The 24,040-nt window shown below is 69.1% G+C and carries 22 protein-coding genes; 9 read left to right on the top strand and 13 right to left on the bottom strand.

Features of this window, described 5'->3' with window-relative positions; genetic code table 11:
- Positions 1–11: 11 nt before the first annotated feature.
- From mdlC to CFB50_RS14355, 4 genes are all read left to right on the top strand, one after another.
- Positions 12–1,619 carry a benzoylformate decarboxylase gene (gene mdlC / locus CFB50_RS14370; RefSeq protein WP_089446299.1) on the top strand — a complete coding sequence of 536 codons (1,608 nt, stop codon included), beginning with the start codon at positions 12–14 and terminating at the stop codon, positions 1,617–1,619.
- 38 nt (positions 1,620–1,657) lie between these two features.
- Positions 1,658–3,109, top strand: coding sequence for an aldehyde dehydrogenase (locus CFB50_RS14365; RefSeq protein WP_089446298.1), 1,452 nt, complete (start codon positions 1,658–1,660; stop codon positions 3,107–3,109).
- A 14-nt stretch (positions 3,110–3,123) separates the two neighbouring features.
- On the top strand, positions 3,124–4,062 hold the full coding sequence (locus CFB50_RS14360; protein WP_089446297.1) for a ketopantoate reductase family protein: 939 nt from the start codon (positions 3,124–3,126) through the stop codon (positions 4,060–4,062).
- Between the two features lie 266 nt (positions 4,063–4,328).
- Entirely contained in the window at positions 4,329–5,726 is a 1,398-nt protein-coding gene (locus CFB50_RS14355) for an MFS transporter (RefSeq protein WP_089446296.1), read from the top strand.
- Between the two features lie 30 nt (positions 5,727–5,756).
- Here the strand turns inward: CFB50_RS14355 and kynA are convergent, their stop codons facing one another.
- The 3 genes from kynA to kynB all read right to left on the bottom strand — a co-directional run bounded on the left by kynA (position 5,757) and on the right by kynB (position 8,688).
- Positions 5,757–6,689, bottom strand: coding sequence for a tryptophan 2,3-dioxygenase (gene kynA, locus CFB50_RS14350; protein WP_069248711.1), 933 nt, complete (start codon positions 6,687–6,689; stop codon positions 5,757–5,759).
- A gap of 78 nt (positions 6,690–6,767) precedes the next feature.
- On the bottom strand, positions 6,768–8,021 hold the full coding sequence (gene kynU / locus CFB50_RS14345) for a kynureninase (protein ID WP_373452959.1): 1,254 nt from the start codon (positions 8,019–8,021) through the stop codon (positions 6,768–6,770).
- A 25-nt stretch (positions 8,022–8,046) separates the two neighbouring features.
- Positions 8,047–8,688: an arylformamidase gene (gene kynB, locus CFB50_RS14340; protein ID WP_089446295.1), complete on the bottom strand. Its 642-nt coding sequence runs from the start codon at positions 8,686–8,688 to the stop codon at positions 8,047–8,049.
- A gap of 130 nt (positions 8,689–8,818) precedes the next feature.
- On the opposite strand from kynB, the gene CFB50_RS14335 reads away from it, so the two are divergent.
- Positions 8,819–9,319, top strand: a complete 501-nt coding sequence (locus CFB50_RS14335; RefSeq protein ID WP_006477992.1) for an Lrp/AsnC family transcriptional regulator — start codon at positions 8,819–8,821, stop codon at positions 9,317–9,319.
- Here CFB50_RS14335 and CFB50_RS14330 read toward each other — a convergent pair.
- The 3 genes from CFB50_RS14330 to CFB50_RS14320 all read right to left on the bottom strand — a co-directional run bounded on the left by CFB50_RS14330 (position 9,306) and on the right by CFB50_RS14320 (position 12,188).
- Positions 9,306–9,815, bottom strand: coding sequence for a flavin reductase family protein (locus CFB50_RS14330; protein WP_069248708.1), 510 nt, complete (start codon positions 9,813–9,815; stop codon positions 9,306–9,308). The genes CFB50_RS14335 and CFB50_RS14330 overlap by 14 nt on opposite strands.
- A gap of 304 nt (positions 9,816–10,119) precedes the next feature.
- Positions 10,120–10,785 carry a hypothetical protein gene (locus CFB50_RS14325; protein ID WP_089446294.1) on the bottom strand — a complete coding sequence of 222 codons (666 nt, stop codon included), beginning with the start codon at positions 10,783–10,785 and terminating at the stop codon, positions 10,120–10,122.
- On the bottom strand, positions 10,782–12,188 hold the full coding sequence (locus CFB50_RS14320; RefSeq protein WP_069248706.1) for a selenium-binding protein SBP56-related protein: 1,407 nt from the start codon (positions 12,186–12,188) through the stop codon (positions 10,782–10,784). The genes CFB50_RS14325 and CFB50_RS14320 overlap by 4 nt, the downstream gene beginning before the upstream one ends.
- A gap of 580 nt (positions 12,189–12,768) precedes the next feature.
- On the opposite strand from CFB50_RS14320, the gene msrA reads away from it, so the two are divergent.
- Positions 12,769–13,329 (top strand): peptide-methionine (S)-S-oxide reductase MsrA, encoded by a 561-nt coding sequence (msrA, locus tag CFB50_RS14315; RefSeq protein ID WP_046544550.1) that lies wholly within the window; start codon positions 12,769–12,771, stop codon positions 13,327–13,329.
- A gap of 42 nt (positions 13,330–13,371) precedes the next feature.
- Here the strand turns inward: msrA and CFB50_RS14310 are convergent, their stop codons facing one another.
- The 3 genes from CFB50_RS14310 to pdxH all read right to left on the bottom strand — a co-directional run bounded on the left by CFB50_RS14310 (position 13,372) and on the right by pdxH (position 16,641).
- Positions 13,372–14,631, bottom strand: coding sequence for a DUF72 domain-containing protein (locus CFB50_RS14310; protein WP_089446293.1), 1,260 nt, complete (start codon positions 14,629–14,631; stop codon positions 13,372–13,374).
- A gap of 23 nt (positions 14,632–14,654) precedes the next feature.
- Positions 14,655–15,875 carry an SAM-dependent methyltransferase gene (locus CFB50_RS14305; protein ID WP_069248704.1) on the bottom strand — a complete coding sequence of 407 codons (1,221 nt, stop codon included), beginning with the start codon at positions 15,873–15,875 and terminating at the stop codon, positions 14,655–14,657.
- 121 nt (positions 15,876–15,996) lie between these two features.
- Positions 15,997–16,641 carry a pyridoxamine 5'-phosphate oxidase gene (gene pdxH, locus CFB50_RS14300; RefSeq protein ID WP_069248703.1) on the bottom strand — a complete coding sequence of 215 codons (645 nt, stop codon included), beginning with the start codon at positions 16,639–16,641 and terminating at the stop codon, positions 15,997–15,999.
- A 110-nt stretch (positions 16,642–16,751) separates the two neighbouring features.
- On the opposite strand from pdxH, the gene CFB50_RS14295 reads away from it, so the two are divergent.
- A complete protein-coding gene (locus CFB50_RS14295; RefSeq protein WP_069248702.1) occupies positions 16,752–17,609 on the top strand; it encodes a tRNA threonylcarbamoyladenosine dehydratase in 858 nt (285 codons plus the stop codon).
- A gap of 113 nt (positions 17,610–17,722) precedes the next feature.
- Here CFB50_RS14295 and trxA read toward each other — a convergent pair whose 3' ends face one another.
- Both trxA and CFB50_RS14285 read right to left on the bottom strand, forming a co-directional pair.
- Positions 17,723–18,571 carry a thioredoxin gene (gene trxA / locus CFB50_RS14290; protein ID WP_069248701.1) on the bottom strand — a complete coding sequence of 283 codons (849 nt, stop codon included), beginning with the start codon at positions 18,569–18,571 and terminating at the stop codon, positions 17,723–17,725.
- A 52-nt stretch (positions 18,572–18,623) separates the two neighbouring features.
- Complete coding sequence (locus CFB50_RS14285; RefSeq protein ID WP_069248700.1) at positions 18,624–19,505, bottom strand: pirin family protein; 882 nt, start codon at positions 19,503–19,505, stop codon at positions 18,624–18,626.
- A gap of 247 nt (positions 19,506–19,752) precedes the next feature.
- Here CFB50_RS14285 and CFB50_RS14280 point away from each other — a divergent pair, with 247 nt between their 5' ends.
- Entirely contained in the window at positions 19,753–20,631 is an 879-nt protein-coding gene (locus tag CFB50_RS14280; RefSeq protein WP_179254199.1) for an EamA family transporter, read from the top strand.
- Positions 20,632–20,676: 45 nt separating this feature from the next.
- Here the strand turns inward: CFB50_RS14280 and CFB50_RS14275 are convergent, their stop codons facing one another.
- Both CFB50_RS14275 and tsaE read right to left on the bottom strand, forming a co-directional pair.
- On the bottom strand, positions 20,677–22,197 hold the full coding sequence (locus CFB50_RS14275) for an N-acetylmuramoyl-L-alanine amidase (RefSeq protein ID WP_089446292.1): 1,521 nt from the start codon (positions 22,195–22,197) through the stop codon (positions 20,677–20,679).
- The gene (gene tsaE / locus CFB50_RS14270; protein WP_089446291.1) at positions 22,179–22,733 is read right to left on the bottom strand and encodes a tRNA (adenosine(37)-N6)-threonylcarbamoyltransferase complex ATPase subunit type 1 TsaE; all 555 of its coding nucleotides are present in this window, start codon (positions 22,731–22,733) and stop codon (positions 22,179–22,181) included. The genes CFB50_RS14275 and tsaE overlap by 19 nt, the downstream gene beginning before the upstream one ends.
- Positions 22,734–22,750: 17 nt before the next feature.
- Here tsaE and queG point away from each other — a divergent pair, with 17 nt between their 5' ends.
- On the top strand, positions 22,751–23,986 hold the full coding sequence (queG, locus tag CFB50_RS14265) for a tRNA epoxyqueuosine(34) reductase QueG (RefSeq protein WP_089446290.1): 1,236 nt from the start codon (positions 22,751–22,753) through the stop codon (positions 23,984–23,986).
- The last annotated feature ends 54 nt before the right edge of the window (positions 23,987–24,040 follow it).

The raw sequence follows: 24,040 nt of genomic DNA, 5'->3' as shown, positions 1-24,040 counted from the left end.
GACACCCAAGCATGTCCGGCCATCCGCCCCCTTCCGCCGCACCGATCACCGTTCGCGATGCGGTGATCGACCTGCTTCGCCAGTTCGGCATCGACCGCGTGTTCGGCAATCCCGGCTCGACCGAGCTGCCGATGTTCCGCGACTTCCCGGACGATTTCCGCTACGTGCTCGGCCTGCATGAAGCCGTCGTGGTCGGGATGGCCGACGGCCACGCGCAGGCCACCGGCAATGCGGCGGTCGTCAACCTGCATTCGGCGGCGGGCGTCGGCAACGCGATGGGCAATCTCTTCACCGCCTTCAAGAACCGCACGCCGCTGATCGTCACCGCGGGCCAGCAGGCGCGCGCGATCCTGCCGTTCGACCCGTTCCTCGGCGCGACGCAGGCCGCCGAGCTGCCGAAGCCGTACGTGAAATGGAGCATCGAGCCTGCGCGCGCGCAGGACGTGCCGGCCGCGATCGCGCGTGCGTACCGCATCGCGATGCAGGAACCGCGCGGCCCCGTGTTCGTGTCGATTCCGGTCGACGACTGGGACCAGCCGGCCGAGCGGCTGCCGCGCCGCGACGTCAGCAGCGTCGTGCGGCCCGACCCGGACGCACTCGCGCGGCTTGGCGACACGCTCGACGCCGCGCGGCGTCCTGCGTTCGTGGTCGGGGCGGCCGTCGATCGCGCCGGTGCGTGGGACGACGTCGTGCGGCTCGCCGAGCGGCATCGTGCGCGCGTGTACGTCGCACCGATGTCGGGGCGCTGCAGTTTCCCCGAGGACCATCCGCTGTTCGCCGGCTTCCTGCCCGCGATCCGCGAGAAGATCGTCGCGCGGCTCGACGGGCACGACCTCGTGTTCGCGTTCGGCGCGCCCGCGTTCACCTATCACATCGAGGGCTTCGGCCCGCACGTGCCGCCGGGCGCGACGCTCGTGCAGCTCGTCGATGATCCGGGCATCGCCGCGTGGACGCCGTCGGGCGATGCGGTCGTCGGCAACCTGCGGCTCGCCGCGCGCGACCTGCTCGCGCGCCCGGCACCGCCCGAGCGGCCGATGCCCGCGCCGCGGCCGCCGCGTGCGCGCGTCGAGCCACCCGCCGCCGGCGAGCGCATGTCGGTTGCGTTCGCGCTGCAGACGCTCGCGGACGTGCGCGACGCGCACGACATCGTCGTCGAGGAAGCGCCGAGTGCACGGCCCGTGATGCAGGAGCACCTGCCGTTCACGCGCAGCGGCACGTTCTACACGATGGACAGTGGCGGGCTCGGCTACGGGATGCCGGCCGCCGTCGGCGTCGCGCTCGCGCAGCCGGGCCGGCGCGTGATCGGGCTGATCGGCGACGGGTCGAGCCTGTATTCGATCCAGGCGTTGTGGAGCGCCGCGCAGTTGAAGCTGCCGATCACGTTCGTGATCCTGAACAACCGGCGCTACGCGGCGCTGCAGGATTTCGCACCCGTGTTCGGCTTCGGCCCGGACGATCCCGTGCAGGGCACCGATCTGCCGAACCTGGATTTCGTCGCGCTCGCGCAAGGGATGGGCTGCCGTGGCGTGCGCGTGACCGCCGCCGCGCACCTGCGCGACACGCTGGCCGACGCACTGCGTGCCGCGACGCCGGTCGTAGTCGAAGTCGAGATTGCCTGAATTACGTGATGCGCAGCGCGCGTCCTTCCGGAGATTCCATGCAAACCGTATCGATGCTGATCGGCGGCGAACGCCGTCATTCATCCAGCGGCGCGACCTTCGTGCGCCGCAACCCGCTTGATGGCGAAGTCGCGTCCGCAGCGCCCGCGTGCACCGTCGACGATGCGCGCGCGGCGGCCGACGCGGCCGCCCGCGCATTTCCTGGTTGGGCCGCGCTCGGCCCCGGCGCACGGCGCGCGCTGTTGCTGAAAGCGGCCGCCGCGCTCGAAGCGAAGCACGAACAGTTCGTCGCCGCGATGGCGGCGGAGACGGGCGCGTCCGCGCTGTGGGCCGGCTTCAACGTGCAGCTTGCCGCGAGCGGGCTCGTCGAGGCCGCGTCGCTGACCACGCAGGTCGGCGGCGAGCTGATCCCGTCCGACGTGCCCGGGTCGCTCGCGATGGGCGTACGGCAGCCGGCCGGCGTCGTGCTCGGCATCGCGCCGTGGAATGCGCCGGTGATCCTTGCGACGCGCGCGCTCGCGCTGCCGCTCGCGTGCGGCAACACGGTCGTGCTGAAGGGCTCGGAGCTGTGTCCCGTCACGCACGGTCTGATCGTCGAGGCGCTGCAGGAAGCCGGGCTGCCGGCGGGCGTCGTCAATTTCGTGACGAACGCGCCCGAGGATGCGGGCGCCATCGTCGATGCACTGATCGCACATCCGGCCGTGCGCCGCGTGAATTTCACGGGCTCGACGCGAGTCGGCAGGATCGTCGCCGAAGCCTGCGCGCGCCATCTGAAGCCGTCGGTGCTGGAGCTCGGCGGCAAGGCGCCGTTCGTCGTGCTCGACGATGCCGATCTCGACGCGGCGGTCGCGGCGGCCGCGTTCGGCGCGTTTGCGAATTCCGGGCAGATCTGCATGTCGACCGAGCGCATCGTCGTCGACGCCTCGATCGCCGATGCGTTCGTCGCGAAGCTTGCCGACAAGGCCGCGTCGCTGCCGCTCGGCGATCCTCGCAACGGGCCGGTCGTGCTCGGTTCGCTGATCGACATGAAGGCCGTCGAGCGCTGCAACGCGCTGATCGACGACGCGCTCGCGCACGGCGCGACGCTCGTGTGCGGCGGCAAGGCCGACAGCACGCTGTTCCCGGCCACGCTGCTCGACCATGTGACGCCGGCGATGCGCATCTATGCCGAGGAGTCGTTCGGCCCGGTGAAGGGCATCGTGCGCGTCGATGGCGAGGACGCCGCGATCCGTTGCGCGAACGACAACGCGTTCGGGCTGTCGTCGGCCGTGTTCAGCCGTGATGTCGCGCGTGCGATGCGCGTCGCGGCGCGCATCGAATCGGGCATCTGCCACGTGAACGGTCCGACCGTGCACGACGAGGCGCAGATGCCGTTCGGCGGCGTGAAGGACAGCGGCTTCGGCCACTTCGGCGGCAAGGCCGGCATCGCGGCGTTCACGGACCTGCGCTGGATCACGGTGCAGACCGCACCGCGCCACTATCCGTTCTGACGAGGCCGACGACGATGAGGATTGCGATTCTGGGCGCCGGCGCGATGGGCTCGCTGTTCGGCGGGCTGCTGGCCGAAAGCGGCGAGGCCGTCACGCTGATCGACGTGAACGACGCGCATCTCGACGCGATTCGCCGCGACGGGCTGCGCATCGACGACGATCGTGGTGAACGTACCCTCCGCGCGCTGCACGTGCTCCGGCCGGAAGCTGCGAACGCGCAGGCGTCGCCCGACACACCATTCGACCTGCTGATCGTCTTCACGAAGTCGCTGCACACGCGCCACGCGCTGGACGGCGTGCGCGCGCTGCTGAGCCCCTTCACGTACGTGCTGACGCTGCAGAACGGGCTCGGCAACGTCGAGACGCTGAATGCGTTCGTGCCGATCGAGCGCATTCTCGTCGGCGTCACGACCTGGCCGGCCGATCTCGCCGGGCCTGGCCATGTGCATTCGCACGGCGCGGGCGTCGTCAGGATGATGACGGCCGACGGCGCGGAGCGCTCGTTCGCGGCAGCCGTCGCCGACGCGCTGTCGCGCGCGGGGCTGGCTTGCTCGCTCGATGAAGACGTGTGGGCCGCGATCTGGGAGAAGGTCGCGTTCAATGCGGCGCTCAACACGCTGTGCGCGGTGACGGGCTGCACGGTCGACCAGCTCGGCGAACATCACGACGGGCCGCGGCTTGCGCAGGCGATCGCCGCCGAGACGGCGGCGGTCGCGCGCGCGAAGGGCATCGCGGTCGACGGCGAACGCATCGCGCGCAACGTCGAGCATGCGATCCGCGCGCATCGCGGTCATCGCCCGTCGATGCTGCAGGACGTGCTCGCGGGCCGTCGCACGGAAATCGACGCGATCAGCGGCAAGGTCGTCGCGGCAGCGCGTGAAGCAGGCGTCGCGGTGCCGCATGCGGAGACGCTGCTCGCGCTGGTCAGGCTGATCGACGCGCGGGTGAACTGAGCATCAGGCGTGCGGCGCGGCTTGCGTCGCACGACGAGACGAGCGCGTCGCGCGCAGGCGACGGCGCCGGATCGGGACAGGTTGGACGAGACACCGGAGGCGGCGCCGATGCGTCGACGCCGGCCGCCTGCGCAGCACGAGATCCGGGCACGCGCCGCTGCGCCAGCCCGGGCAACCGGAGACGCCATGAACGCCATCGAATGCCGTTGTCTTGCCGCGCGCCGCTTGCGCATGTTGCCGCCCGAGCGCGGCGCACGGGAGGTCGCATGAGCACGCGCGACGGATTGTTGCCGCCGTCCGTCGACATCGGCGCGACGCTCGACGACGGGCCGTTCACGACGATGCAGCGCTGCGTGGTGCTGCTCGCCGCGCTCGCGATCGTGCTCGACGGCTTCGACGGCCAGCTGATCGGCTTCGCGATCCCGGTGCTGATCCGCGAATGGGGCATCACGCGTGGTGCGTTCGCGCCGGCGGTGGCGGCCGGGCTGGTCGGGATGGGCATCGGCAGTGCGTGCGCGGGGATCGTCGCGGACCGCTTCGGCCGCCGCCAGGCCGTGATCGGCAGCGTGTTCCTGTTCGGCATCGCGACCTGTGCGATCGGCTTCGCACCGGACGTCACGGCGATCGCGGTGCTGCGTTTTGTCGCGGGCCTCGGGATCGGCGGCGCATTGCCGACCGCCACGACGATGACGGCCGAATATACGCCCGCGCGGCGTCGCACGATGATGGTGACCGCGACGATCGTCTGCGTGCCGCTCGGCGGAATGCTGGCCGGCCTGTTCGCGCACGAGGTGCTGCCGCGCTATGGCTGGCGCGGGCTGTTCTTCGCGGGCGGTGCGTTGCCGCTCGTGCTCGGCTTCGTGCTCGTGCGTGCGCTGCCCGAATCGCCGCGCTATCTCGCGCGGCGCCTCGCGCGCTGGCCGGAACTCGGCGCGCTGCTCGCGCGGATGGAGCGGCCCGTCGCGCCGGGCACCGCCTTCACCGACCTGAGGGACGCACGCGCGGCAGGCGGTCGCGGCGGCTTCGGCGCGCTGTTCGCGAGCGGCCAGGCGCGCGACACGATCGCGCTGTGGTGTGCGTTCTTCATGTGCCTGCTCGCCGTGTATGCGGCGTTCAGCTGGCTGCCGACGATGCTGGCGGCGAGCGGGCTGAGCGTGTCGGTCGCGGGGACGGGGCTCACCGCGTACAACCTCGGCGGCGTGATCGGCGCGCTGTTTTGTGCGTGGACGATCGCGCATGCCGGGTCGCGCTGGCCGCTCGTGCTGTGCAGTATCGGCGGCGCGGCGAGTGCGGTGTGGCTGATGGGTGTCGACGCGAGCCGCCACACGGGCTGGCTGATCGTCGGGCTCGGCCTGCACGGGTTGTTCGTCAACGCGGTGCAGTCGACGATGTATGCGCTCTGCGCGTACATCTACCCGACGGCCGTGCGCGCGACCGGCACCGCGAGCGCGCTTGCGTTCGGCCGGCTCGGCGCGATCCTCAGCGCGTTCGCGGGCGCGATCGTGATCACCACGGGCGGCGCCACGGCCTATCTGACGATGCTGGCGATTGCGATGGGGATTGTCTGCGTCGCGCTGCTCGTCGTGCGACGGCATATTCCGCGACTGTCGCGCGCGGCGGTGCAGCCGCGCGACGGGGAGGAGCTGGCCCGCACGTCGTCGTGACGGCGGGCGGGCCCGGGGGTGCGTCGCACGTTACAGCGTGGTGCGTACGTGCCAGAGTTCAGGGAACAGCACGACGTCGAGCATCTTGCGCAGGTACGGCGCGCCGCTGGTGCCGCCCGTACCCTGCTTGAAGCCGATGATGCGCTCGACGGTCGTCACGTGACGGAAGCGCCACTGGCGGAACGCATCCTCGAGATCGACGAGTTCCTCGGCCATCTCGTAGAGCTCCCAGTGCTGCTGCGGGTGACGGTACACCTCGAGCCACGCGGCTTCGACCGTCTCGTCGTGCCGGGTCGGCTGCGTCCAGTCGCGCTCGAGCCGCTCCGCCGCGATCGGGAAGCCGCGCCGCGCGAGCAGGCGCACGACTTCGTCGTAGAACGACGGCGCCTCGAGCGTCGCACGCACCTGTTCGAGGATGTCGGGCCGGTGCGCATGTGGCTGCAGCATCTGCACGTTCTTGTTGCCGAGCAGGAATTCGAGCTGCCGGTACTGGTACGACTGGAAACCCGACGACTGCCCGAGATACGGCCGCATCGCCGAATACTCGGACGGCGTCATCGTCGACAGCACGTTCCACGCCTGTACCAGTTGCTCGAGGATGCGCGACACACGCGCGAGCATCTTGAACGCCGGCGGCAGCGCGTCGGTGCGCACCGCGTCGAGGGCGCCGCGCAGTTCGAACAGCGCGAGCTTCATCCACAGCTCGCTCGTCTGATGCTGGATGATGAACAGCATTTCGTTGTGATCGGGCGACAGCGGATGCTGCGCGTCGAGGATCGAATTCAGCGACAGGTAGTCGCCGTAGCTCATCGACTTCGAGAAGTCGAGTTGCGCGTTGTGCCAGCCGGCATCGCCGGGCACGTGCGACGCTTCGTGCGCCACCTGGGCCGCTGGTGCCGAATGAGTGGCGCGTGCGCCCGAGAACGGGCAGCCCGCCGGCGCGTCGTCGCCGGGTGGCTGCATATGACCAGAATTCACGACTCTCTCCAGATTTGAATGACGGGGCGCGGCGCGCGGCTGTCGCGCACCGGGCAAGGCCGATCAGGTCACCGCGCCGCGTTCGGCGAACTCGGGCGCCTTCCACGCGTCGGTGGCGAGGATGTCGCGCAGCGTCTCGACGGCGTCCCACACGTCGACGAAGCGCGTATAGAGCGGTGTGAAGCCGAAGCGCAGCACGTACGGCTCGCGGTAGTCGCCGATCACGCCGCGTGCGATCAGCGCCTGCATCACTTCATAGCCGTGCGGATGCTCGAAGCTCGCCTGCGAGCCGCGCTGGTGATGCGCGCGCGGCGTGACGAGCTTCAGCGACAGGCCTGCGCAGCGTGCCTCGACGAGCGCGATGAACGCATCGGTCAGCGCGAGCGACTTGCGGCGGATCGCGTGCATGTCGGTCTGCAGGAACACGTCGAGCCCGCATTCGACCATCGACATCGACACGATCGGCTGCGTGCCGCACAGGAAGCGGGCGATGCCCGGATCGGGCGCGAAGCCCGGCTGCATCGCGAACGGTGCGCGGTGGCCCCACCAGCCGGACAGCGGCTGCGAGAAGTGCGCGTGATGGCGCTGCGGCACCCACACGAAGGCGGGCGAACCGGGGCCGCCGTTCAGGTACTTGTACGTGCAGCCGACTGCGCCGTCCGCGCGTGCGCCGTTCAGGTCGACCGGCACCGCGCCGGCCGAGTGCGCGAGATCCCACAGCATCAGACCGCCTGCGTCGTGCACGAGCTGCGTGACGGCCGGCATGTCGTGCATGTAGCCGGTGCGGTAGTTCACGTGCGTGATCATCGCGACGGCCGTGTCCGCGCCGAGCGCGCCGGGCAGGTCGGCCGGGTCGTCGATCAGGCGCAGTTCGTAGTCGCCGCCGAGCTGCTCGATCAGCCCTTGCGCGATATACAGGTCGGTCGGGAAGTTCGAGCGTTCCGACACGATCACGCGGCGTTCGGGCGCGCGCCCGGCCTGGTGGCGCACCATCGCCGACAGCAGCTTGAACAGGTTGATCGAGATCGTGTCGGTCACGACCGTCTCGCCGGGGGCGCCGCCGATCAGCGTCGCGAGCTTGTCGCCGAGACGGCGCGGCAGCGCGAACCAGCCGGCCGTGTTCCAGCTGCGGATCAGGCCTTCGCCCCATTCGGCGCCGATCACCTGCTGCGCGCGGGCGGCCGAGGCGCGCGGCTGCGCGCCGAGCGAGTTGCCGTCGAGGTAGATCACGCCGTCGGGCAGGGAGAACTGGTCGCGCAGCGGGGCGAGCGGGTCGTCGCGGTCGAGCGCGAGCGCGTCTTCACGGGTCTTGATCATGATGTGGGGTCGTCAGTCGGGGTAATCAGGCGGCACGCGCGGGCAGCGCGCGCAGCACTGCGCGCACGGGGCTCGCGTCGAGCGTCGCGAACTTCAGCGGCAGTGCGATCAGTTCATAGTCGCCGGGCGGCACGTCGTCGAGCACGATGCCTTCGAGGATTGCCATCCGGTGCGCGCGCACGCGGTGATGCGCATCCATCGTCTTCGACTCCTGCGGGTCGAGCGACGGCGTGTCGATGCCGATCAGCTTCACGCCGTGCGCGGCGAGCAGGTCGACGGTCTCGGGCGCGACCGCGCAGAAGTTGCTGTCCCACTGCTCGACGCTGGCGCGTGCACAGGTGCGAAGCAGCACGCGCGGCGGTACGCCGTCGAGCGCGGCCGCGACATCGGCCGGCCGCACGACCGGCGATGCGCCGATGCAATGGATCACGCGGCACGGGCCGAGGTAAGTGTCGAGCGGCACGGCGCCGATCGGCGCGCCGTCGGCGTCATAGTGCAGCGGCGCGTCGCAGTGCGCGCCCGTATGCGGCGACAGCGTCAGGCGTGCGACGTTGACCGGCGAGCCGGCCTCCATCCGCCACACGCGTTCGACGGAAACCGGCGTATCGCCCGGCCACACGGGGGTGGCGGGGCTGACAGGCGGCGAGATGTCCCAGAGGGTGTCCATGGCATGACGATTCGGTGACTCGATCCTTCGAATGATAGGTGGACGCTCGCAGAAAGTGCTTGCGAAATAAACATGGACAATCCGCCGGATTGGCAGATAATTCGACTCAGAGGGAAAACGGGGACCAAAAATGCACGCGATCACGCTCGATGCCACCGACTGCCGGATTCTGGCGGTACTGCAGGAGGAGGGCAGAATCAGCAATCTCGACCTGGCGGAACGGATTTCGCTTTCGCCATCCGCCTGTCTGCGCCGCATGCGCCTGCTCGAGGAGCAGGGCGTGATCGAGCACTATCGCGCGTGCCTGAGCCGCGAGAAGCTCGGCTTCGAGCTCGAGGCGTTCGTTCAGGTGTCGATGCGCAACGAAGAGAATCAATGGCACGAGCGCTTCGCGGAAGCGCTGCGCGAATGGCCGGAGGTAGTCGGCGCGTTCGTCGTGACGGGCGAGAGCCACTATCTGCTGCGCGTGCTCGCGCACAACCTCAAGCACTATTCGGATTTCGTGCTGAACCGGCTCTACAAGGCGCCGGGCGTGATGGACATCCGGTCCAACATCGTGCTGCAGACGCTGAAGGATGAAGCCGGCGCGCCGGTCGGGCTGGCGCGCACGGGGGCGATCAAAGCGGTGTAAGGCCGTGGAAGCCGCCGCCGTGGAACACGAGCGGCGGTGCCGTGTCCGATTCCGTGCGCACGCCGCAGCGCTCCACTTCGCCGACGAAGATCACGTGGTCGCCTTCATCGTAGCGGCTGCGGTTGTGGCATTCGAACCACGCGAGCGCGCCGTCGAGCACGGGCATCCCCGAGTTGCCGGCCGCATGCGCGATCCCTTCGAAGCGGTCGCCCTTGTAGGTCGAGAAGCGCTTGCACAGGTCGAGCTGCGAGGCCGCGAGCACGTTCACCACGTAGTGGCTGTTGCCGCGGAACACGGGCGTCGACGCCGATTTGTGCGCGAGGCTCCACAGCACGAGCGGCGGATCCAGCGAGACCGAGTTGAACGAGCTGGCGGTGATGCCGATCAGCTGGCCGGACGGCGCGCGCGTCGTGATCACCGTCACGCCCGTGGCGAACTGGCCGAGGGCTTGCCGGAAGGCGGCCGAGTCGAAATCCGGAGGATTGGCGTGGCTCATCGCGCGGCCATCCGGAACGAGACGGGCGGGCGCGGCGCGACGCGGATGGGGCGGGCACGGCGGACGAAAGGCGACAAGGCGGTCGAGGGGGAAGGGGTGCGCATGGCCCGATTTTAGCGGAATCGGGGCCGCCGGGCCCGGCCGGACGGCGCATTGCGGGAGCAGGGTGACGTAGCGAACACTGCGGCGCGCTGCCGGATGCGCGATTGCACGCTGCCGGCACGGCCGTTCTGTCGCGTTTTTCGTGCGGCATCGCCGCTCCGCCCGGCACCCTTGCTCGACATCGGCCGCAGGTCCCCCCGCACTATCGCGCCGCCGCCAGCCCGAGCGACAACGCGCCCGTCACGATCAGGCTCGACGCCCACACCGCGTCGAGATTGAACCAGCTCCGCGATACGAACTTCAGCCCGAGATAGCGGTACACGAGCCAGGCGAGTCCGCCGCCGGCGCCGATCATCGCGATGGCATGCACGGCCGCGACGACGAGCGCCATCCCGAGATGCGCATCGACGAGCGTGGCCGCCGCGCGATGGCCGGCGTCCTGGTCGAGCCCGCACAGCCCGAGGTAGATCGGTACCAGCATCAGCCCCGCGCCATGCGCGATCGCGACCGCGAACGACCACAGGCCGAGCCGCGCGGGCGGGATCCGCGCAAGCGCCCGCGGATGCCGGCGCCGGATCAGCAGCACGGCGCCGAAGCCGATCACGAGCGCGCTCGCGCCGATCCGGATCGCCGTTTGCCACGCGAGCAGCGCGGCGAGCAGCCCGAACGGCAGCATCACCGCGAACACGGCGAGCGCATGGCCGAGCGCGAGATAGCCGAGCGCCGCGACGAGCGCGCCGCCGCGGCGCGTCATCAGCGCGTTCGACACCGCGAGCGGCCAGCCCATCGCGGGGTTGAGCCCGTGATACACCCCGCTCGCGAGTACGGCCGCCCACAGCGCGAACGGGGCGTGAACCACGGCGTTCAACGCTTGACCGACGGATAGCAGAACGAGTCGGTCGAGCAGTCGCCGCCTTCGAGCCGGATCTGGTGCGCGCGATAGCCGTCGGGGAACTCGACCCAGTAATCGTCGGCGAGCGTCAGCCCGCCTTCCGGCCCCACGTGCGCGAGCACCTGCGCGCCCGGCACCCCGTCCGGATAGAACTGGTCGTCCCACGTCGAATACAGCGAGTTGGTCCAGTACACGCGCTTCCCGTCGCGGCTGATCTCGACCATCTGCGGGCCGCCCGCGAACGTGCGGCCGTTCGAGTGCGGCGCGCGGCGTGCGATGCCGCCGATCCGGACCGACCCCGCGAGCACCGGGTTGTGCGGGTCCGACACGTCGTACTGGCGCATCTCGCCGGTGCCCCAGCAGGACACGTAGAGGAAGCGATCGTCGAGCGACAGGTCGATGTCGGTCACGAGCGGCGGCACCGCACCGAATCCTTGCAGCAGCGGCGGCAGTTCGTCGGCCGAGGCCGGCTCGGCCGGGATCGTCGCCGTCTTCTTCACATGGAACTTGCCGCCTTCGCGCCACCAGGTCCAGATCGAGCCTTCGAGATTGGTCGTGTCGACCACGACGCCGACGAACCCGTATTCGCGCGCCGGGTCGTGCGCGGGCCGCACCTCGAGCGCCATCTGGTGCTGCGCGCCGAGATCGATCGTCTGCACGTTGCGCCGCGCGCGCAGGTCCCAGAAATGCAGGCGATGCCCGTATTTGTTCGCGAGCAGGTCCTCGGGCACGATCCCGTTCTCGAATTGCGGCGGCAGCGCCCATTCGCTCGACACCATGTAGTCGCGCGGCAGGTTCCACCAGAAGTCGTAATGCTTGTCCTGCGGGCCGCGGTCGATCTCCCAGCGGCCGAGCACGTCGAAGGTCTCGCAATCCATGATGAAGATGCCGGGCGCACCGTCGGTGCCGTCCTTGCCTGCGCCGCCGAGCGTGCTCACGTAAATGCCCTCGGGCCCGCAGTGCACGGTGTGCGGCCGCGAATAGCCGGTCTTCGAGAAGATCTCGTCGGGCTCGATGATCTTGTGGATGCGCGCCTGCGTCGGATGCGGCTTCGTGTCGATCACGTAGATGCGCGACGAGCGCAGGCCCGGGATGATCAGGAAGCGACGTTCGAGGAACGCATGGCCGGTCAGCGGCGACAGCGACGACGAGCACGCATTCCAGCCGAAGTGGTGAAACTCGTCGCCGGTGTTCGGCATCGTCACCGTATGCACGATCTTTCCGTAGGTCGGCGAACCAGGCTTCACGTCGATCACGGCGAGCGCGTCGGGTCTGGAAAAATCGGGGCTCAGCAACAACGTATAGGCAAACGCTTCCGGCGGCGCCTGCATCGCAAGTTCCGGCGAAGCGTGAAACGTCGGGTCAGGCCGCATGCTCATGGTGATGCCCTCTCGATGGTGTCGGATCGTGGTCGCACGGCCGTTCGTTGCGGGCGTGCGAGTCGGGGTTGCCGCACGGCGCGCATCACGCCGGCGGGAGCGATCGGCAGGCGGACGCACGCGTCGGCGCGCGTGCGACGCCGTGCATCAGATCGTGAAAGCGGATAAAGGCGGTGTTCCGGATCGCCGCCCGCGGGGCGAGGCGGATGCGCGGCCAGGGGGTGATGCAATCGAAGCCGCGGCCCGCGACGCGGCGACGGCCGGACGCGTGACGCGGGTGATGTCTGTTAAGGCATGCATAGCGATGTTCCGGCAGATGATGTTTGCATCAGGGTCGGGCATGCATCGGGCGCTTTGCGCGAGACAGCGGGTTTGCCGCCGCGCCCGCGCGTGCCTAAGTGTAGTCGAGAAAACGGGCGGCCGGTCGTGCGCGGCACCTGTGCACTCTGTCAGGTTCGCGCGCGAGTGAGATACTTGCCGACGTGCCGTTGCGACCCGCGTGCGGGTGGGCAGCGGCGAGACGGAACGGTGGCGCCGGCGCATGCGTGCCGGCTGCCGACATCAACGAGGGACTGATTTCATGGTGAACGAGATGCTTGAAACCGCGACATTGGGAGGCGGGTGTTTCTGGTGCACGGAGGCGGTGTTTCTCGACGTCGACGGCGTGACGGCCGTCCAGTCGGGCTACGCGGGCGGCCATACGCGCAATCCCGGCTATCGCGACATCTGCGAGGGCGACACGGGCCACGCGGAAGTCGTCAACGTGACGTTCGATCCGGCGCGCATCGGCTATCGCGAGATCCTCGAGATCTTCTTCGCGACGCACGATCCGACCCAGTTGAACCGGCAGGGCAACGACGTCGGCACGCAGTACCGTTCGGTCGTGTTCACCCATTCGGACGCGCAGCGCGACACGGCGCTCGACGTGATCCGCGAACTGGAGCGCGAGCAGGTGTTCGGGCAGCCGATCGTCACGCAGGTCGTGCCGCTCGACGACAACTACTGGCCGGCCGAGGACTATCACCAGAACTATTACGCGCGTAACCCGGGGCAGGGCTATTGCTCGGTCGTGATCGGGCCGAAGCTCGCGAAATTCCGGCAGAAGTTCTCGCACCGGCTGAAGTCGCTGCGCGGCGCGTAAGCGTCGTGACCGCGGCCGGCGCAAGCCGGTATCAAGCGGATATCAAGCCGCCTCGTTGCGCCACTGCGCGCACGCGGCGGCGATCTCGCGCGCAAGCGCGATGCACGACAGCGGCGCGGAGCCTTCCGCCTTGTTGTTGATCGTGATGATCACCGGCTGCCCGGCCAGCGCATAGCGCGCGGCCAGCTCGGCGAGCGCCGAGCGCGTGGCCGGATCCTCGTCGACGAGCTTGTCGAACGGCTCGTACTTCGCTTTCGCCTGTTCATACTTGAAGCCGCCGTGCAGGCTCCAGCGCACGATCAGCGGGCCCGGCGCGTCGCCGTCGAGCAGCGCGAGCGCGGCCGCCTGGCGCAGCGGGTCGGGCATCCGCGCGTGCAGGCCGACGCAGTAGCGCACGCCGAGCGCGGCGAGCGCGCGGATGAAGCGCGGCGTGAGCAGGCTCGCGTCGCGAATCTCGATCGCGTAGCGGGTGCCGTCGGCTTCCGGCGGCAGCGGCGGCAGCGCCGCGAAGAACGCGGCCAGCCGGTCGATCAGCGCAGCGGGCTGGGCAAGCATCTGGTCGGGCAACGGCGAGAACTGGAACACGAGCACGCCGGCTTTCCGGCCGAGCCCGTCGAGGCACGGCTGCACGAATTCCCGGGTGGCGAGATCCGCGTCGAGGAAGGTCGGGTTCGGTCCCGACGGTTCGCCGCGCCGGCCGCGGATCACCGCGTCGGTCACGGAGGCCGGCGCCTTCACGACGAAGCGGAAATCGTCGGGTACCTGCTGCGCATAACGCAGGTAGTCGGCCACCGACAGCGGGCCGTAGAACGACCGGTCGAGGCTCACGCTCTTCAGCAGCGGATGCGCGCCATACGCTTCGAGCCCTTCGCGCGAGAGTTTCGTCTGAGCAAAATCGCCGTCGTAGACGATGCCGTCCCAGCCCGGGAAATACCACGACGACGTGCCGAGCCGGACGTTCGGCGGCAGGCCGGCCGCTGCGTCGGCCACATCCGGCGCGATCGGTGCGGGCAGCACGCCGCGCCGGCGCCGGCCTTTCGTCGGCGGCTCAGCGGGCGGGGACGGCTCGTCCCACAGCAGGCCGGAAGCGGCGGGCGGTGTTTCGTCCGAAGATCGGGGGGCGGGGCGGGTGCGCGGTGCCGGCTGCGCGTCGTCAGGCGCGCCATCGTTCTCGGGCGACGCGCGTGCGGCGTCGGCCGGCACGCCGAACAGGTCGAATTGCCCGTCGGCGTGCGGCGAGTTGGCGTCGTCGTGCTGCTGTCGTTCCGGCGGCGCCTTGCGCCGCGTCCTGCCGTCACCCATGCATGCCCAGCGTGAAGCGCCGCCTAGCGCGGCAGCGCGTGTTCGTACATATAGCGCCGCGACCACGGCAGCGTTTTCGCGCTCTGCCCGGCCTTGCGGCACACGATCTGGAAGATCGACACGTCGTCGTGCTCGAACGCATACGCGCAGCCGGCCAGATACACGCGCCAGATGCGGAATTTTTCGTCGTCGACGAGTTGTCGCGCGGCGTCGGCCTTCGCCTCGAAGTTTTCCGTCCAGATGTCGAGCGTGCGCGCATAGTGCCGGCGCAGGCTTTCGACGTCAATCGCTTCGAGCCCGCCGCGCTGTGCGGCTTCCAGCGCGAGGCTGATGTGCGGCAGTTCGCCGTCCGGGAACACGTAGCGGTCGATGAACTCGCCGCCGCCGAGCGCCGTCTCGCCGCTTTCCGCGTCGGTCGACGTGATCCCGTGGTTCATCGCGATGCCGTCGTCGGTGAGCAGGTCATGGATTCGCGAGAAATAGAGCGGCAGGTTCTTGCGCCCGACGTGCTCGAACATCCCGACGCTCGTGATGCGGTCGAATTGCCCGTCGATCTCGCGGTAGTCCTGCAGCCGGATCTCGATCCTGTCTTCCAGCCCGGCGGCCTTCACGCGCGCGGTCGCGAGGTCGAACTGGTTCTGCGACAGCGTGACGCCGAGGCACTGCGCGCCGAACTTCTGCGCGGCGCGCAGCACGAGCGCGCCCCAGCCGCAGCCGATGTCGAGCAGGCGCTGGCCGGGTTGGAGCCGGATCTTCGTCAGGATGTGGTCGATCTTCTTGATCTGCGCGGTGGCGAGATCCTCGTCGCCGTTCTCGAAGTACGCGCACGAGTACACCATGTTCTCGTCGAGCCACAGTTTGTAGAACTCGTTCGAGACGTCGTAGTGATACTGGATCGCCTTCTTGTCGGTGCTCTTCGAGTGATTGAAGTAGCGCTTCACGCGCGCCAGCTTGCTCGCGCTCGTCACCGTGCTGCGCGCGAGCGAGTAGCCGATGTTGATGATGTCCGACAGCTTGCCTTCGATGTCGATCTTGCCCTTCACGTACGCCTCGCCGAGATTGTCGAGGCTCGGTTCGAGCAGGAGCGGCAACGCCGACGCGCTGTTGACCTTCAGCGTGACCTGCGGCGCGCTGAAGGTGCCGAAATCGAGTTGGTCGCCGTTCCACAGCACGAGGCGCGCCGGTATGTTCGCCTTCGCCCGTACTTCGTCCGCCCACTGTGCCAGCTTCTTTTCCCAGAACATTTGGATTCTCCGTTTGTTCGTTGAATCGAATACAGCCAAGTATCTTGACCGGCGCCCGCCGCTTGCGAGGCGGGCGCCCGAATGCAACACGAGACACGACCGGCGTGCGCCGGCGCCGCGCTTAAGGCGACAGGCGCGAAATCGACCAGCCCGTCGACGTGCCGGCGTCGCGCGTGTACAGCAGGCGGTCGTGCAGCCGCGACGGGCGGCCCTGCCAGAACTCGATCGAGTCGGGCACGAGGCGGTAGCCGCCCCAGTGCGGCGGGCGCGGCGGGTTGTCGCCGTAGCGTTCGCTGACGGCCTTTTCCTGCGCTTCGAGCGTCGCGCGGCTGTCGATCACCGCGCTCTGCGCGGATGCCCAGGCGCCGATGCGCGAGCCGAGCGGGCGCGATGCGAAATAGCGGTCGCTTTCTTCTGCGCTGGTTTTCTCGATCCGGCCTTCGATGCGCACCTGGCGTTCGAGCTCGATCCAGTAGAACAGCAGCGCGGCCTGCGGATGCGCGGCGAGATCGCGCCCCTTGCGGCTTTCGTAATTGGTAAAGAAGACGAACCCGCGCTCGTCGACGCCCTTGATGAGCACGATGCGTGCCGATGGCCGGCCGTCGGCGCCGACGGTCGCGAGCGTCATCGTGTTCGGCTCGGGCAGCTTGGCGGCGAGCGCCTCCTTGAACCAGCGGTCGAACTGGGCGAACGGGTCGTGGGCGACGTCGGCCTCGTCGAGCGAAGCACGTGAGTAATTGATGCGGAGATCGGCGAGAGTCGTCATGTTATGCAAACGCTTCAATCTGGAACCATTGTAGCCAACGCGAGTGGCGCGTGCGAGCGGGGAGTTCAGGCAAAATAGAGGGCTGCACGACTTACGTTTTCCTTGCTGCCATGTCCGTCGCCGACGCTGCCCCGCCCAGTTCCTCTGATCTTACCCCGACCCCGGAAATCCAGCTTGACGTGGATCGCGCGCGGCGTTTCGGCGGCGTTGCGCGCCTGTACGGCGCGCCGGCCGCCGCCGCGTTCGAGCGCGCGCACGTCGCGGTGATCGGGATCGGCGGCGTCGGCTCGTGGGTGGCCGAGGCGCTCGCGCGCAACGCGGTCGGCACGCTGACGCTGATCGATCTCGACAACGTTGCCGAAAGCAATACGAACCGGCAGATCCATGCGCTCGACGGCAATTACGGCAAGCCGAAGGTCGACGCGATGGCCGAGCGGATCGCGCTGATCGATCCCGCGTGCCGCGTGAACCGGATCGAGGATTTCGTCGAGCCCGACAACTTCGACGCGCTGCTCGGCGGCGGCTTCGACTACGTGATCGACGCGATCGACAGCGTGCGCACGAAGGTCGCGCTGATCGCATGGTGCGTCGCGAAGCGCCAGCCGCTCGTCGTGGTCGGCGGCGCGGGCGGCCAGCTCGACCCGACGCGCATCCGGATCGACGATCTCGCGCTGACGATCCAGGATCCGCTGCTGTCGAAAGTGCGCGCGCAATTGCGCAAGCAGCACGGCTTTCCGCGCGGGCCGAAGGCGCGTTTCAAGGTCAGCGCCGTGTATTCGGACGAGCCGCTGATCTATCCGGAAGCAGCCGCGTGCGACCTCGAGGACGGCACTGAGCCGTCCGCGGCCGCGCACGTCGCGGGGCTCAACTGTGCGGGGTTCGGTTCGAGCGTGTGCGTGACCGCGAGCTTCGGCTTCGCGGCCGCCGCGCATGCGTTGCGCGCGATCGCGGCGCAGGCTGCCGGCTGAGCCGCTGAGAATCGCGGTCGTCGAGGCGTTGCGGCACGTGACGCGCGCCGTCGTCCGTCATGCGGGGCGATCCCGCAGCCGGGCCGTTGCGGCCCGGCCGGTCACACATCCGTTCAGTTGAGCGCCATGCTCAGCCTGCGCCGCCACCCGGCGACGAGATCCGGGCGATCGCCGGCCAGCTCGAACACCGAGATCAGCGTGCGGCGGCCGAGATCGTCGCCGTACGCGCGGTCGCGCGTGACGATTTCCAGCAACTGCTCCACCGCGCCTTCGTACGCGCGCCGCGCGATCAGGCTCTGCGCGAGATCGAAGCGCGCGTCGAGGTCGGCCGGGTTCGCCGCGATGCGCGCTTCGAGCGCATCGGTCGGCGGCAGGTCGGCCGTGGCGTCGAGTGCGTCGAAACGGGTCTTGATCGCCTGGTAGCGCGGATCGCCGTTCTGCACGGTCTGCGGCGACAGGCGCTCGGTCTCGGCGCGTGCGGCGTCGACCTGGTTGTTCGCGAGCAGCAGTTCGATCAAATCGAGGCGGGCGTCGTCGAAGCCGGGGTTCAGCGCGAGCGCCGCCTCGAGGTGCGTGAGCGCGTCGTCGTAGCGCGCCTCGGCCATCGCGTACTGCGCGGCACGCCGTTCGGCTTCCTCGGGTGCCGGCAGCAGCCGGTCGAGGAAGGCGCGCAGCTGGCCTTCGGGCAGCACGCCGACGAACTGGTCGACCGGGCGCCCGTCGGCGAACGCGATCACGTGCGGGATGCTGCGCGTCTGGAAGTGCGCGGCCAGTTCCTGGTTCTCGTCGACGTTGACCTTCACGAGCTTCCAGCGGCCTTCGTAGTCGCCTTCGAGCTTTTCCAGCAGCGGGCCGAGCGTCTTGCAGGGGCCGCACCACGGCGCCCAGAAGTCGACCAGCACGGGTGCGTCCAGCGACGCCTCGATGACGTCTTTCTCGAATGTGGCAAGCGTGGTGTCCATGTCGTTCTCTTCCGTTCGAATGTCGTCAGGATGGGGGCGGCGCGCCCCTTTTTCAACGCGGCTTCGACTCGGGCAGCGGAATCCACTCCGTCTCGCCCGGCACCTTGCCCATTTCCTGGCGCGTCCAGGCTTCTTTCGCGCGCTCGATCGCCTCGCGGCTGCTGGCGACGAAATTCCATTCGATGAAGCGCTCGCCGTCGATCTTGTCGCCGCCGAGCAGCATCGCACGCGCGCCGCTGCCGCTCGTCAGCGTGACCGCGGCGCCGGGGGCGAGCACGGCCATCTGCTCGGCCGGCACGGGCGTGCCGTCGATCGCGAGCTCGCCATCGACCACGTAGACCGCGCGCTCCTCGTGCGACGCGTCGAGTGCGAGACGGCCGCCGGCCGCGAATTCAGCCGCGACGTACAGCGTGCGCGAGAACGTCGTGACCGGCGAGCGCAGCCCGAACGCGTCGCCGGCGATCACCGTCAGCGATACGCCGTCCTCGTTGCGCTTCGGCAGCGTGTCGGCCGCATGGTGCTCGAACGACGGCTCGGTCGTCTCGTGCGCGCGCGGCAGTGCGACCCAGGTCTGAATCCCGTGCACGGTGTGGCCGTGTTCGCGCTGCGCGTCGGGCGTGCGTTCGGAGTGGACGATCCCGCGGCCGGCCGTCATCCAGTTCACGTCGCCCGGCACGATCTCCTGCAGCGAACCGAGGCTGTCGCGGTGCAGGATCGCGCCGTCGAACAGGTAGGTGACGGTGGCGAGGCCGATATGCGGGTGCGGGCGCACGTCGAGCCCCGTGCCCGGCGGCAGCGTGGCGGGCCCCATGTGATCGAAGAAGATGAACGGGCCGACGAGGCGAGCGGCGAGTGCGGGCAGCGTGCGGCGCACCTGCAGGTTGCCGATGTCGCGCACGTGCGGCTTCAGCAGGGCTTTGATCGGAGCGGTCATGACGGATCCTGTGGGGGCGGCGGGGGATGCCGGTCATTGTACTGGCCTCCGCCGCCGATTCCATGTGGGCCGCGCGGGTATCGGGCCGGGGGCTGAAACCCGGTAGACTGACCGGCTTCTCAGAGGAAAATGCCGGGCCGCCCCGGGTTTTCCGCCTCGAAGGCAGTCTTCTCGGGGCGCCCGGCGCAACGCGACAGGGCCTGAGTGCACCTTGCACGACCATTCGACAATCGAGGAGACGCCGATGATGGCCCCGAAGGACTTGCTGCTTGCGCTGGTCGTGATCCTGGCGTGGGGCGTGAACTTCGTCGTGATCAAGGTCGGCCTGCACGGGATGCCGCCGATGTTGCTCGGCGCGCTGCGCTTCACGCTCGCGGCCGTGCCCGCGGTGTTCTTCGTGCGCCGGCCGCAGATTCCGTGGCGCCTGCTGGTGCTGTACGGCGCGACGATCCAGCTCGGCCAGTTCGTGTTCCTGTTCACCGGCATGTACGTCGGCATGCCGGCCGGCCTCGCGTCGCTCGTGCTGCAGTCGCAGGCGTTCTTCACGCTCGTGTTCGCGATGCTGTTCCTCGGCGAGCGGCTGCGCATGCAGAACCTGCTCGGGCTCGCGATCGCCGCGGGCGGGCTCGTCGTGATCGCGGCGCAGGGCGGCCGCGCGATGACGCTCGCGGGCTTCCTGCTGACGATCTGCTCGGCCGCGATGTGGGCGTTCGGCAACATCGTCACGAAGAAGGTCGGCCGTGCGAACCTCGTGTCGCTCGTGGTGTGGGCCAGCCTCGTGCCGCCCGTGCCGTTCTTCCTGCTGTCGCTGTGGTTCGAAGGGCCGCAGCGGATCGCGACCGCGCTCGCCGGGCTGAACGGTGCGTCGATCTTCGCGGTCGTCTATCTTGCGTTCGTCGCGACGCTGCTCGGCTACGGGCTGTGGAGCCGCCTGCTGTCGCGCTATCCGGCCGCGCAGGTCGCGCAGTTCTCGCTGCTGGTGCCGATCGTCGGCCTCGCGTCGTCGTCGCTGCTGCTCGACGAGCATCTGACGCACACGCAACTGATCGGCACCGCGCTCGTGATGGGCGGGCTCGCGGTGAACGTGTTCGGCGGGAAACTGATGCGCCGCTTCGCGGCGTCGTGACGCGCCGGCACGCACTGCGTGCCGGCGGCGGGGCGGGTATGGCCGTCAGGCCATCCGGCTCTTCGCGAGCGGCGGATTCGCGGCGAAATAGCGCTTGATACCGCGGAAGATCGCGTCGGCCATCTGGTCGCGATAGCCGTCGTCGTTCAGCCGGCTCTCTTCTTCCGGGTTGCTGATGAAGGCCGTCTCGACGAGGATCGACGGAATGTCGGGCGCCTTCAGCACCGCGAACCCGGCCTGCTCGACCGAGCCCTTGTGCAGCTTGTTGATGCCGCCGACTTCCTTCAGCACGTAGTTGCCGTAGCGCAGCGAATCGCGGATCTGCGCGGTCGTCGACATGTCGAACAGCGCGCGGTTCACGGCCGCGTCCGCCGTCTTGATGTTGATGCCGCCGATCAGGTCGGACGAATTCTCCTTGTTCGCCATCCAGCGCGCCGCGGCGCTCGTCGCGCCGTGGTCGGACAGCGCGAACACCGACGAGCCGCGTGCGGACGGCGTCGTGAATGCATCGGCGTGGATCGACACGAACAGGTCGGCGCCCACGCGGCGCGCCTTCTGCACGCGCACGTTCAGCGGCACGAAGAAGTCGGCGTCGCGCGTCATCATCGCGCGCATGTTCGGCGCGCCGTCGATCTTCGCGCGCAGCTTCTTCGCGATGTCGAGCGCGATATGCTTCTCGTACGTGCCGCCGCCGCCGATCGCGCCCGGATCCTCGCCGCCGTGGCCCGGATCGATCGCCACCGTCAGCAGGCGAACGGTGCTGCCCTTGCCGGATTTCGGCGCGGTGAACTTGTAGGTGTCGCCATCGTCGTCGCTGTCGTCGCGGCGTGCGATGACGGGCGGCGGCTTGACGGCCGGCTTCGCGGGCGTCGAAGGCGTGGCGGGCGGCGTGTGCGGCGTGGCCGGCGTGTTCTGCGCGAAGCGCTGGAAGAACGCGTCGCTGTTGTCGCCCGCGGCGGGCGGCGGGGTACCCGGGCCGGACAGCGTGGTCGGCGGCTGCATCTGCTGCGCGCGCGCGTTGTCGTTGAGCGCCTGTTCCTTGCGTTCCGTCTGCGCGATCAGGTCGGACAGCGGATCGGGCGCGACGGCCGGATACAGGTCGAACACGAGCCGGTACTTGTAGGTGCCGACCGGCGGCAGCGTGAACACTTGCGGCTTCACCGAGCCTTTCAGGTCGAACACCATCCGCACGACGTGCGGCTGATACTGGCCGACGCGCACCGACTGGATCTGCGGATCGTTCGGCGCGATCTTCGACACGAGGTCGCGCAGCGCCTGGTCGAGGTCGAGGCCGGTCAGGTCGACGACGAGACGGTCGGGACCCTGCAGCAGCTGTTGGCTATTCTGCAGCGGCTGGTCGGATTCGATCGTCACGCGCGTGTAATCGCGAGCGGGCCACACGCGCACGCCGAGCACCGACGACGCGCGTGCGAGCCGCGGTGCGACGAGACCGAGCACCAGCGTCGACGCGCCCGCGCACAGGATCTGGCGGCGCCGCCAGTTGTGCGTCGCGGTGGCCGCCGATTCGATCGAGCGGAACGGTTTGATCAACATCTTTCGAGACATGCCTTTCCTGAAGCGCTGTACGCCCGGACGGTGAGGGAGCGGCCGTCGCCGTCCACGTCGAGCGAGAAAACCAGATCGGGTACGCCGAGCAGCGTGCCTGCCTGTTGTGGCCATTCGACGAGGCAGATCGCGCTGGAATTGAAATATTCGCGAAAGCCCGCGTCGGACCATTCGGCCGGATCGTTGAAACGATACAGATCGAAGTGATAGACCTCGAGTTCCCCATCGTCGCGTTCGAGCGCGTACGGCTCGACGAGCGTATAGGTCGGGCTGCGCACGCGCCCCGTGTGGCCGAGGCCGCGCAGGATCGCGCGCACGAGGGACGTCTTGCCCGCGCCGAGATCGCCGACCAGCTGGATCTGCAGCCCGTCGAACGCATGCGCGCGGGCGAGCTCGGTGCGCGCCGCGTCGAGCGCGTGCGCGAAGCGGATGCCGAAGGCCTCGGTCGCCGCTTCGTCGGCGAGCGCGATCACGCGCTCCGCGAGCAGGGCGGGCAGCATGGCGTCGTGAGGCGGATGGCTGGGCGTGGCTGGCATTCTCGTAAAATAGTGCGATGAACCGATTACCGGAACTCGCCGCATCCGACAGACCTTCGACTCGTGCCGAAGGCGCGGCACCGTGCGCGCTCGACGATGCGGCGTTGACTGCGCTCGCCGCGCGCATCAGGGCGTGGGGGCGCGAATTGGGTTTCGGGGCGATCGGCATCAGCGATACCGATCTCTCGGATGCCGAAGCAGGCCTCGCCGCCTGGCTGGAAGCCGGATACCACGGCGAAATGGATTATATGGCGAAACATGGGATGAAACGCGCGCGTCCGGCCGAACTTGTGGCCGGTACGCGACGCGTGATCTCCGCCCGGCTCGCCTATTTACCGGCCGAAACGCTCGCCGCCGACGTGGCTGAAAGCGCGCCGGGCGCGCTCGTACTGCACGACTGGCGCGCACGCGAACGGGCGCGGCTCGACGATCCGCAGGCGGCCGTCGTGTCGATCTATGCGCGCGGCCGCGACTATCACAAGGTGCTGCGCAACCGCCTGCAGACGCTCGCCGAGCGCATCGAGCAGGAGATCGGCGCGTTCGGCTACCGCGTGTTCACCGATTCGGCACCCGTGCTCGAGGTCGAGCTCGCGCAGAAGGCCGGCGTCGGCTGGCGCGGCAAGCACACGTTGCTGCTGCAGCGCGATGCGGGCTCGCTGTTCTTCCTCGGCGAGATCTACGTCGACGTTCCGCTGCCGACCGACGCGCACACGTCCCCCGACACCGCGCCCGAGACGCCCGGCGCGCACTGCGGCAGCTGCACGCGCTGCATCGACGCCTGCCCGACCGGTGCGATCGTCGAGCCGTACCGCGTCGATGCGCGCCGCTGCATCTCGTACCTGACGATCGAACTGAAAGGCAGTATCCCCGAGCCGCTGCGGCCGATGATCGGCAATCGCGTGTACGGCTGTGACGACTGCCAGCTCGTGTGCCCGTGGAACAAGTTCGCGCAGGCCGCGCCCGTCGCCGATTTCGACGTGCGGCACGGCCTCGATCGCGCGACGCTCGTCGAGCTGTTTGCGTGGGATGCGGACGCGTTCGATACGCGGATGCAGGGCAGTGCGATCCGGCGCATCGGCTACGAAAGCTGGCTGCGCAATCTCGCGGTCGGGCTCGGCAATGCGCTGCGCGCGGACGCGGGCCGGCTCACGCCGCAGGCGCGCGATGCGATCGTCGCCGCGTTGCGTGCGCGGGCCGACGATCCGTCGCCGGTCGTGCGCGAGCACGTCGAATGGGCGCTGCGTGCTGCGTGAAGGCGGCGTAAAGTGTCGTCGGCGCGCGGGGGTGCCGCGCGCATCCATCGGTCA

Origin of the sequence: Burkholderia sp. AU33423 (genome assembly GCF_002223135.1) — a bacterium.
Classification (GTDB): domain Bacteria; phylum Pseudomonadota; class Gammaproteobacteria; order Burkholderiales; family Burkholderiaceae; genus Burkholderia; species Burkholderia lata_D.
Note: the sequence above shows the minus strand (reverse complement) of the source record. Positions and strands in the feature narration are given on the sequence as shown.

What these genes read in the sequence shown, in the direction of transcription:
- CFB50_RS14295 (WP_069248702.1), top strand. Translation starts at nt 16,752, where the DNA reads ATGTCCGTCGCCGACGCTGCCCCGCCCAGTTCCTCTGATCTTACCCCG.
- kynU (WP_373452959.1), bottom strand. Translation starts at nt 8,021, where the DNA reads ATGATCAAGACCCGTGAAGACGCGCTCGCGCTCGACCGCGACGACCCG.
- trxA (WP_069248701.1), bottom strand. Translation starts at nt 18,571, where the DNA reads ATGGACACCACGCTTGCCACATTCGAGAAAGACGTCATCGAGGCGTCG.
- tsaE (WP_089446291.1), bottom strand. Translation starts at nt 22,733, where the DNA reads ATGCCAGCCACGCCCAGCCATCCGCCTCACGACGCCATGCTGCCCGCC.
- mdlC (WP_089446299.1), top strand. Translation starts at nt 12, where the DNA reads ATGTCCGGCCATCCGCCCCCTTCCGCCGCACCGATCACCGTTCGCGAT.
- CFB50_RS14305 (WP_069248704.1), bottom strand. Translation starts at nt 15,875, where the DNA reads ATGTTCTGGGAAAAGAAGCTGGCACAGTGGGCGGACGAAGTACGGGCG.
- queG (WP_089446290.1), top strand. Translation starts at nt 22,751, where the DNA reads ATGAACCGATTACCGGAACTCGCCGCATCCGACAGACCTTCGACTCGT.
- pdxH (WP_069248703.1), bottom strand. Translation starts at nt 16,641, where the DNA reads ATGACGACTCTCGCCGATCTCCGCATCAATTACTCACGTGCTTCGCTC.
- CFB50_RS14310 (WP_089446293.1), bottom strand. Translation starts at nt 14,631, where the DNA reads ATGGGTGACGGCAGGACGCGGCGCAAGGCGCCGCCGGAACGACAGCAG.
- CFB50_RS14360 (WP_089446297.1), top strand. Translation starts at nt 3,124, where the DNA reads ATGAGGATTGCGATTCTGGGCGCCGGCGCGATGGGCTCGCTGTTCGGC.
- kynB (WP_089446295.1), bottom strand. Translation starts at nt 8,688, where the DNA reads ATGGACACCCTCTGGGACATCTCGCCGCCTGTCAGCCCCGCCACCCCC.
- CFB50_RS14365 (WP_089446298.1), top strand. Translation starts at nt 1,658, where the DNA reads ATGCAAACCGTATCGATGCTGATCGGCGGCGAACGCCGTCATTCATCC.
- msrA (WP_046544550.1), top strand. Translation starts at nt 12,769, where the DNA reads ATGGTGAACGAGATGCTTGAAACCGCGACATTGGGAGGCGGGTGTTTC.
- CFB50_RS14320 (WP_069248706.1), bottom strand. Translation starts at nt 12,188, where the DNA reads ATGAGCATGCGGCCTGACCCGACGTTTCACGCTTCGCCGGAACTTGCG.
- CFB50_RS14280 (WP_179254199.1), top strand. Translation starts at nt 19,753, where the DNA reads ATGGCCCCGAAGGACTTGCTGCTTGCGCTGGTCGTGATCCTGGCGTGG.
- CFB50_RS14355 (WP_089446296.1), top strand. Translation starts at nt 4,329, where the DNA reads ATGAGCACGCGCGACGGATTGTTGCCGCCGTCCGTCGACATCGGCGCG.
- CFB50_RS14330 (WP_069248708.1), bottom strand. Translation starts at nt 9,815, where the DNA reads ATGAGCCACGCCAATCCTCCGGATTTCGACTCGGCCGCCTTCCGGCAA.
- CFB50_RS14335 (WP_006477992.1), top strand. Translation starts at nt 8,819, where the DNA reads ATGCACGCGATCACGCTCGATGCCACCGACTGCCGGATTCTGGCGGTA.
- kynA (WP_069248711.1), bottom strand. Translation starts at nt 6,689, where the DNA reads ATGCAGCCACCCGGCGACGACGCGCCGGCGGGCTGCCCGTTCTCGGGC.
- CFB50_RS14285 (WP_069248700.1), bottom strand. Translation starts at nt 19,505, where the DNA reads ATGACCGCTCCGATCAAAGCCCTGCTGAAGCCGCACGTGCGCGACATC.
- CFB50_RS14275 (WP_089446292.1), bottom strand. Translation starts at nt 22,197, where the DNA reads ATGTCTCGAAAGATGTTGATCAAACCGTTCCGCTCGATCGAATCGGCG.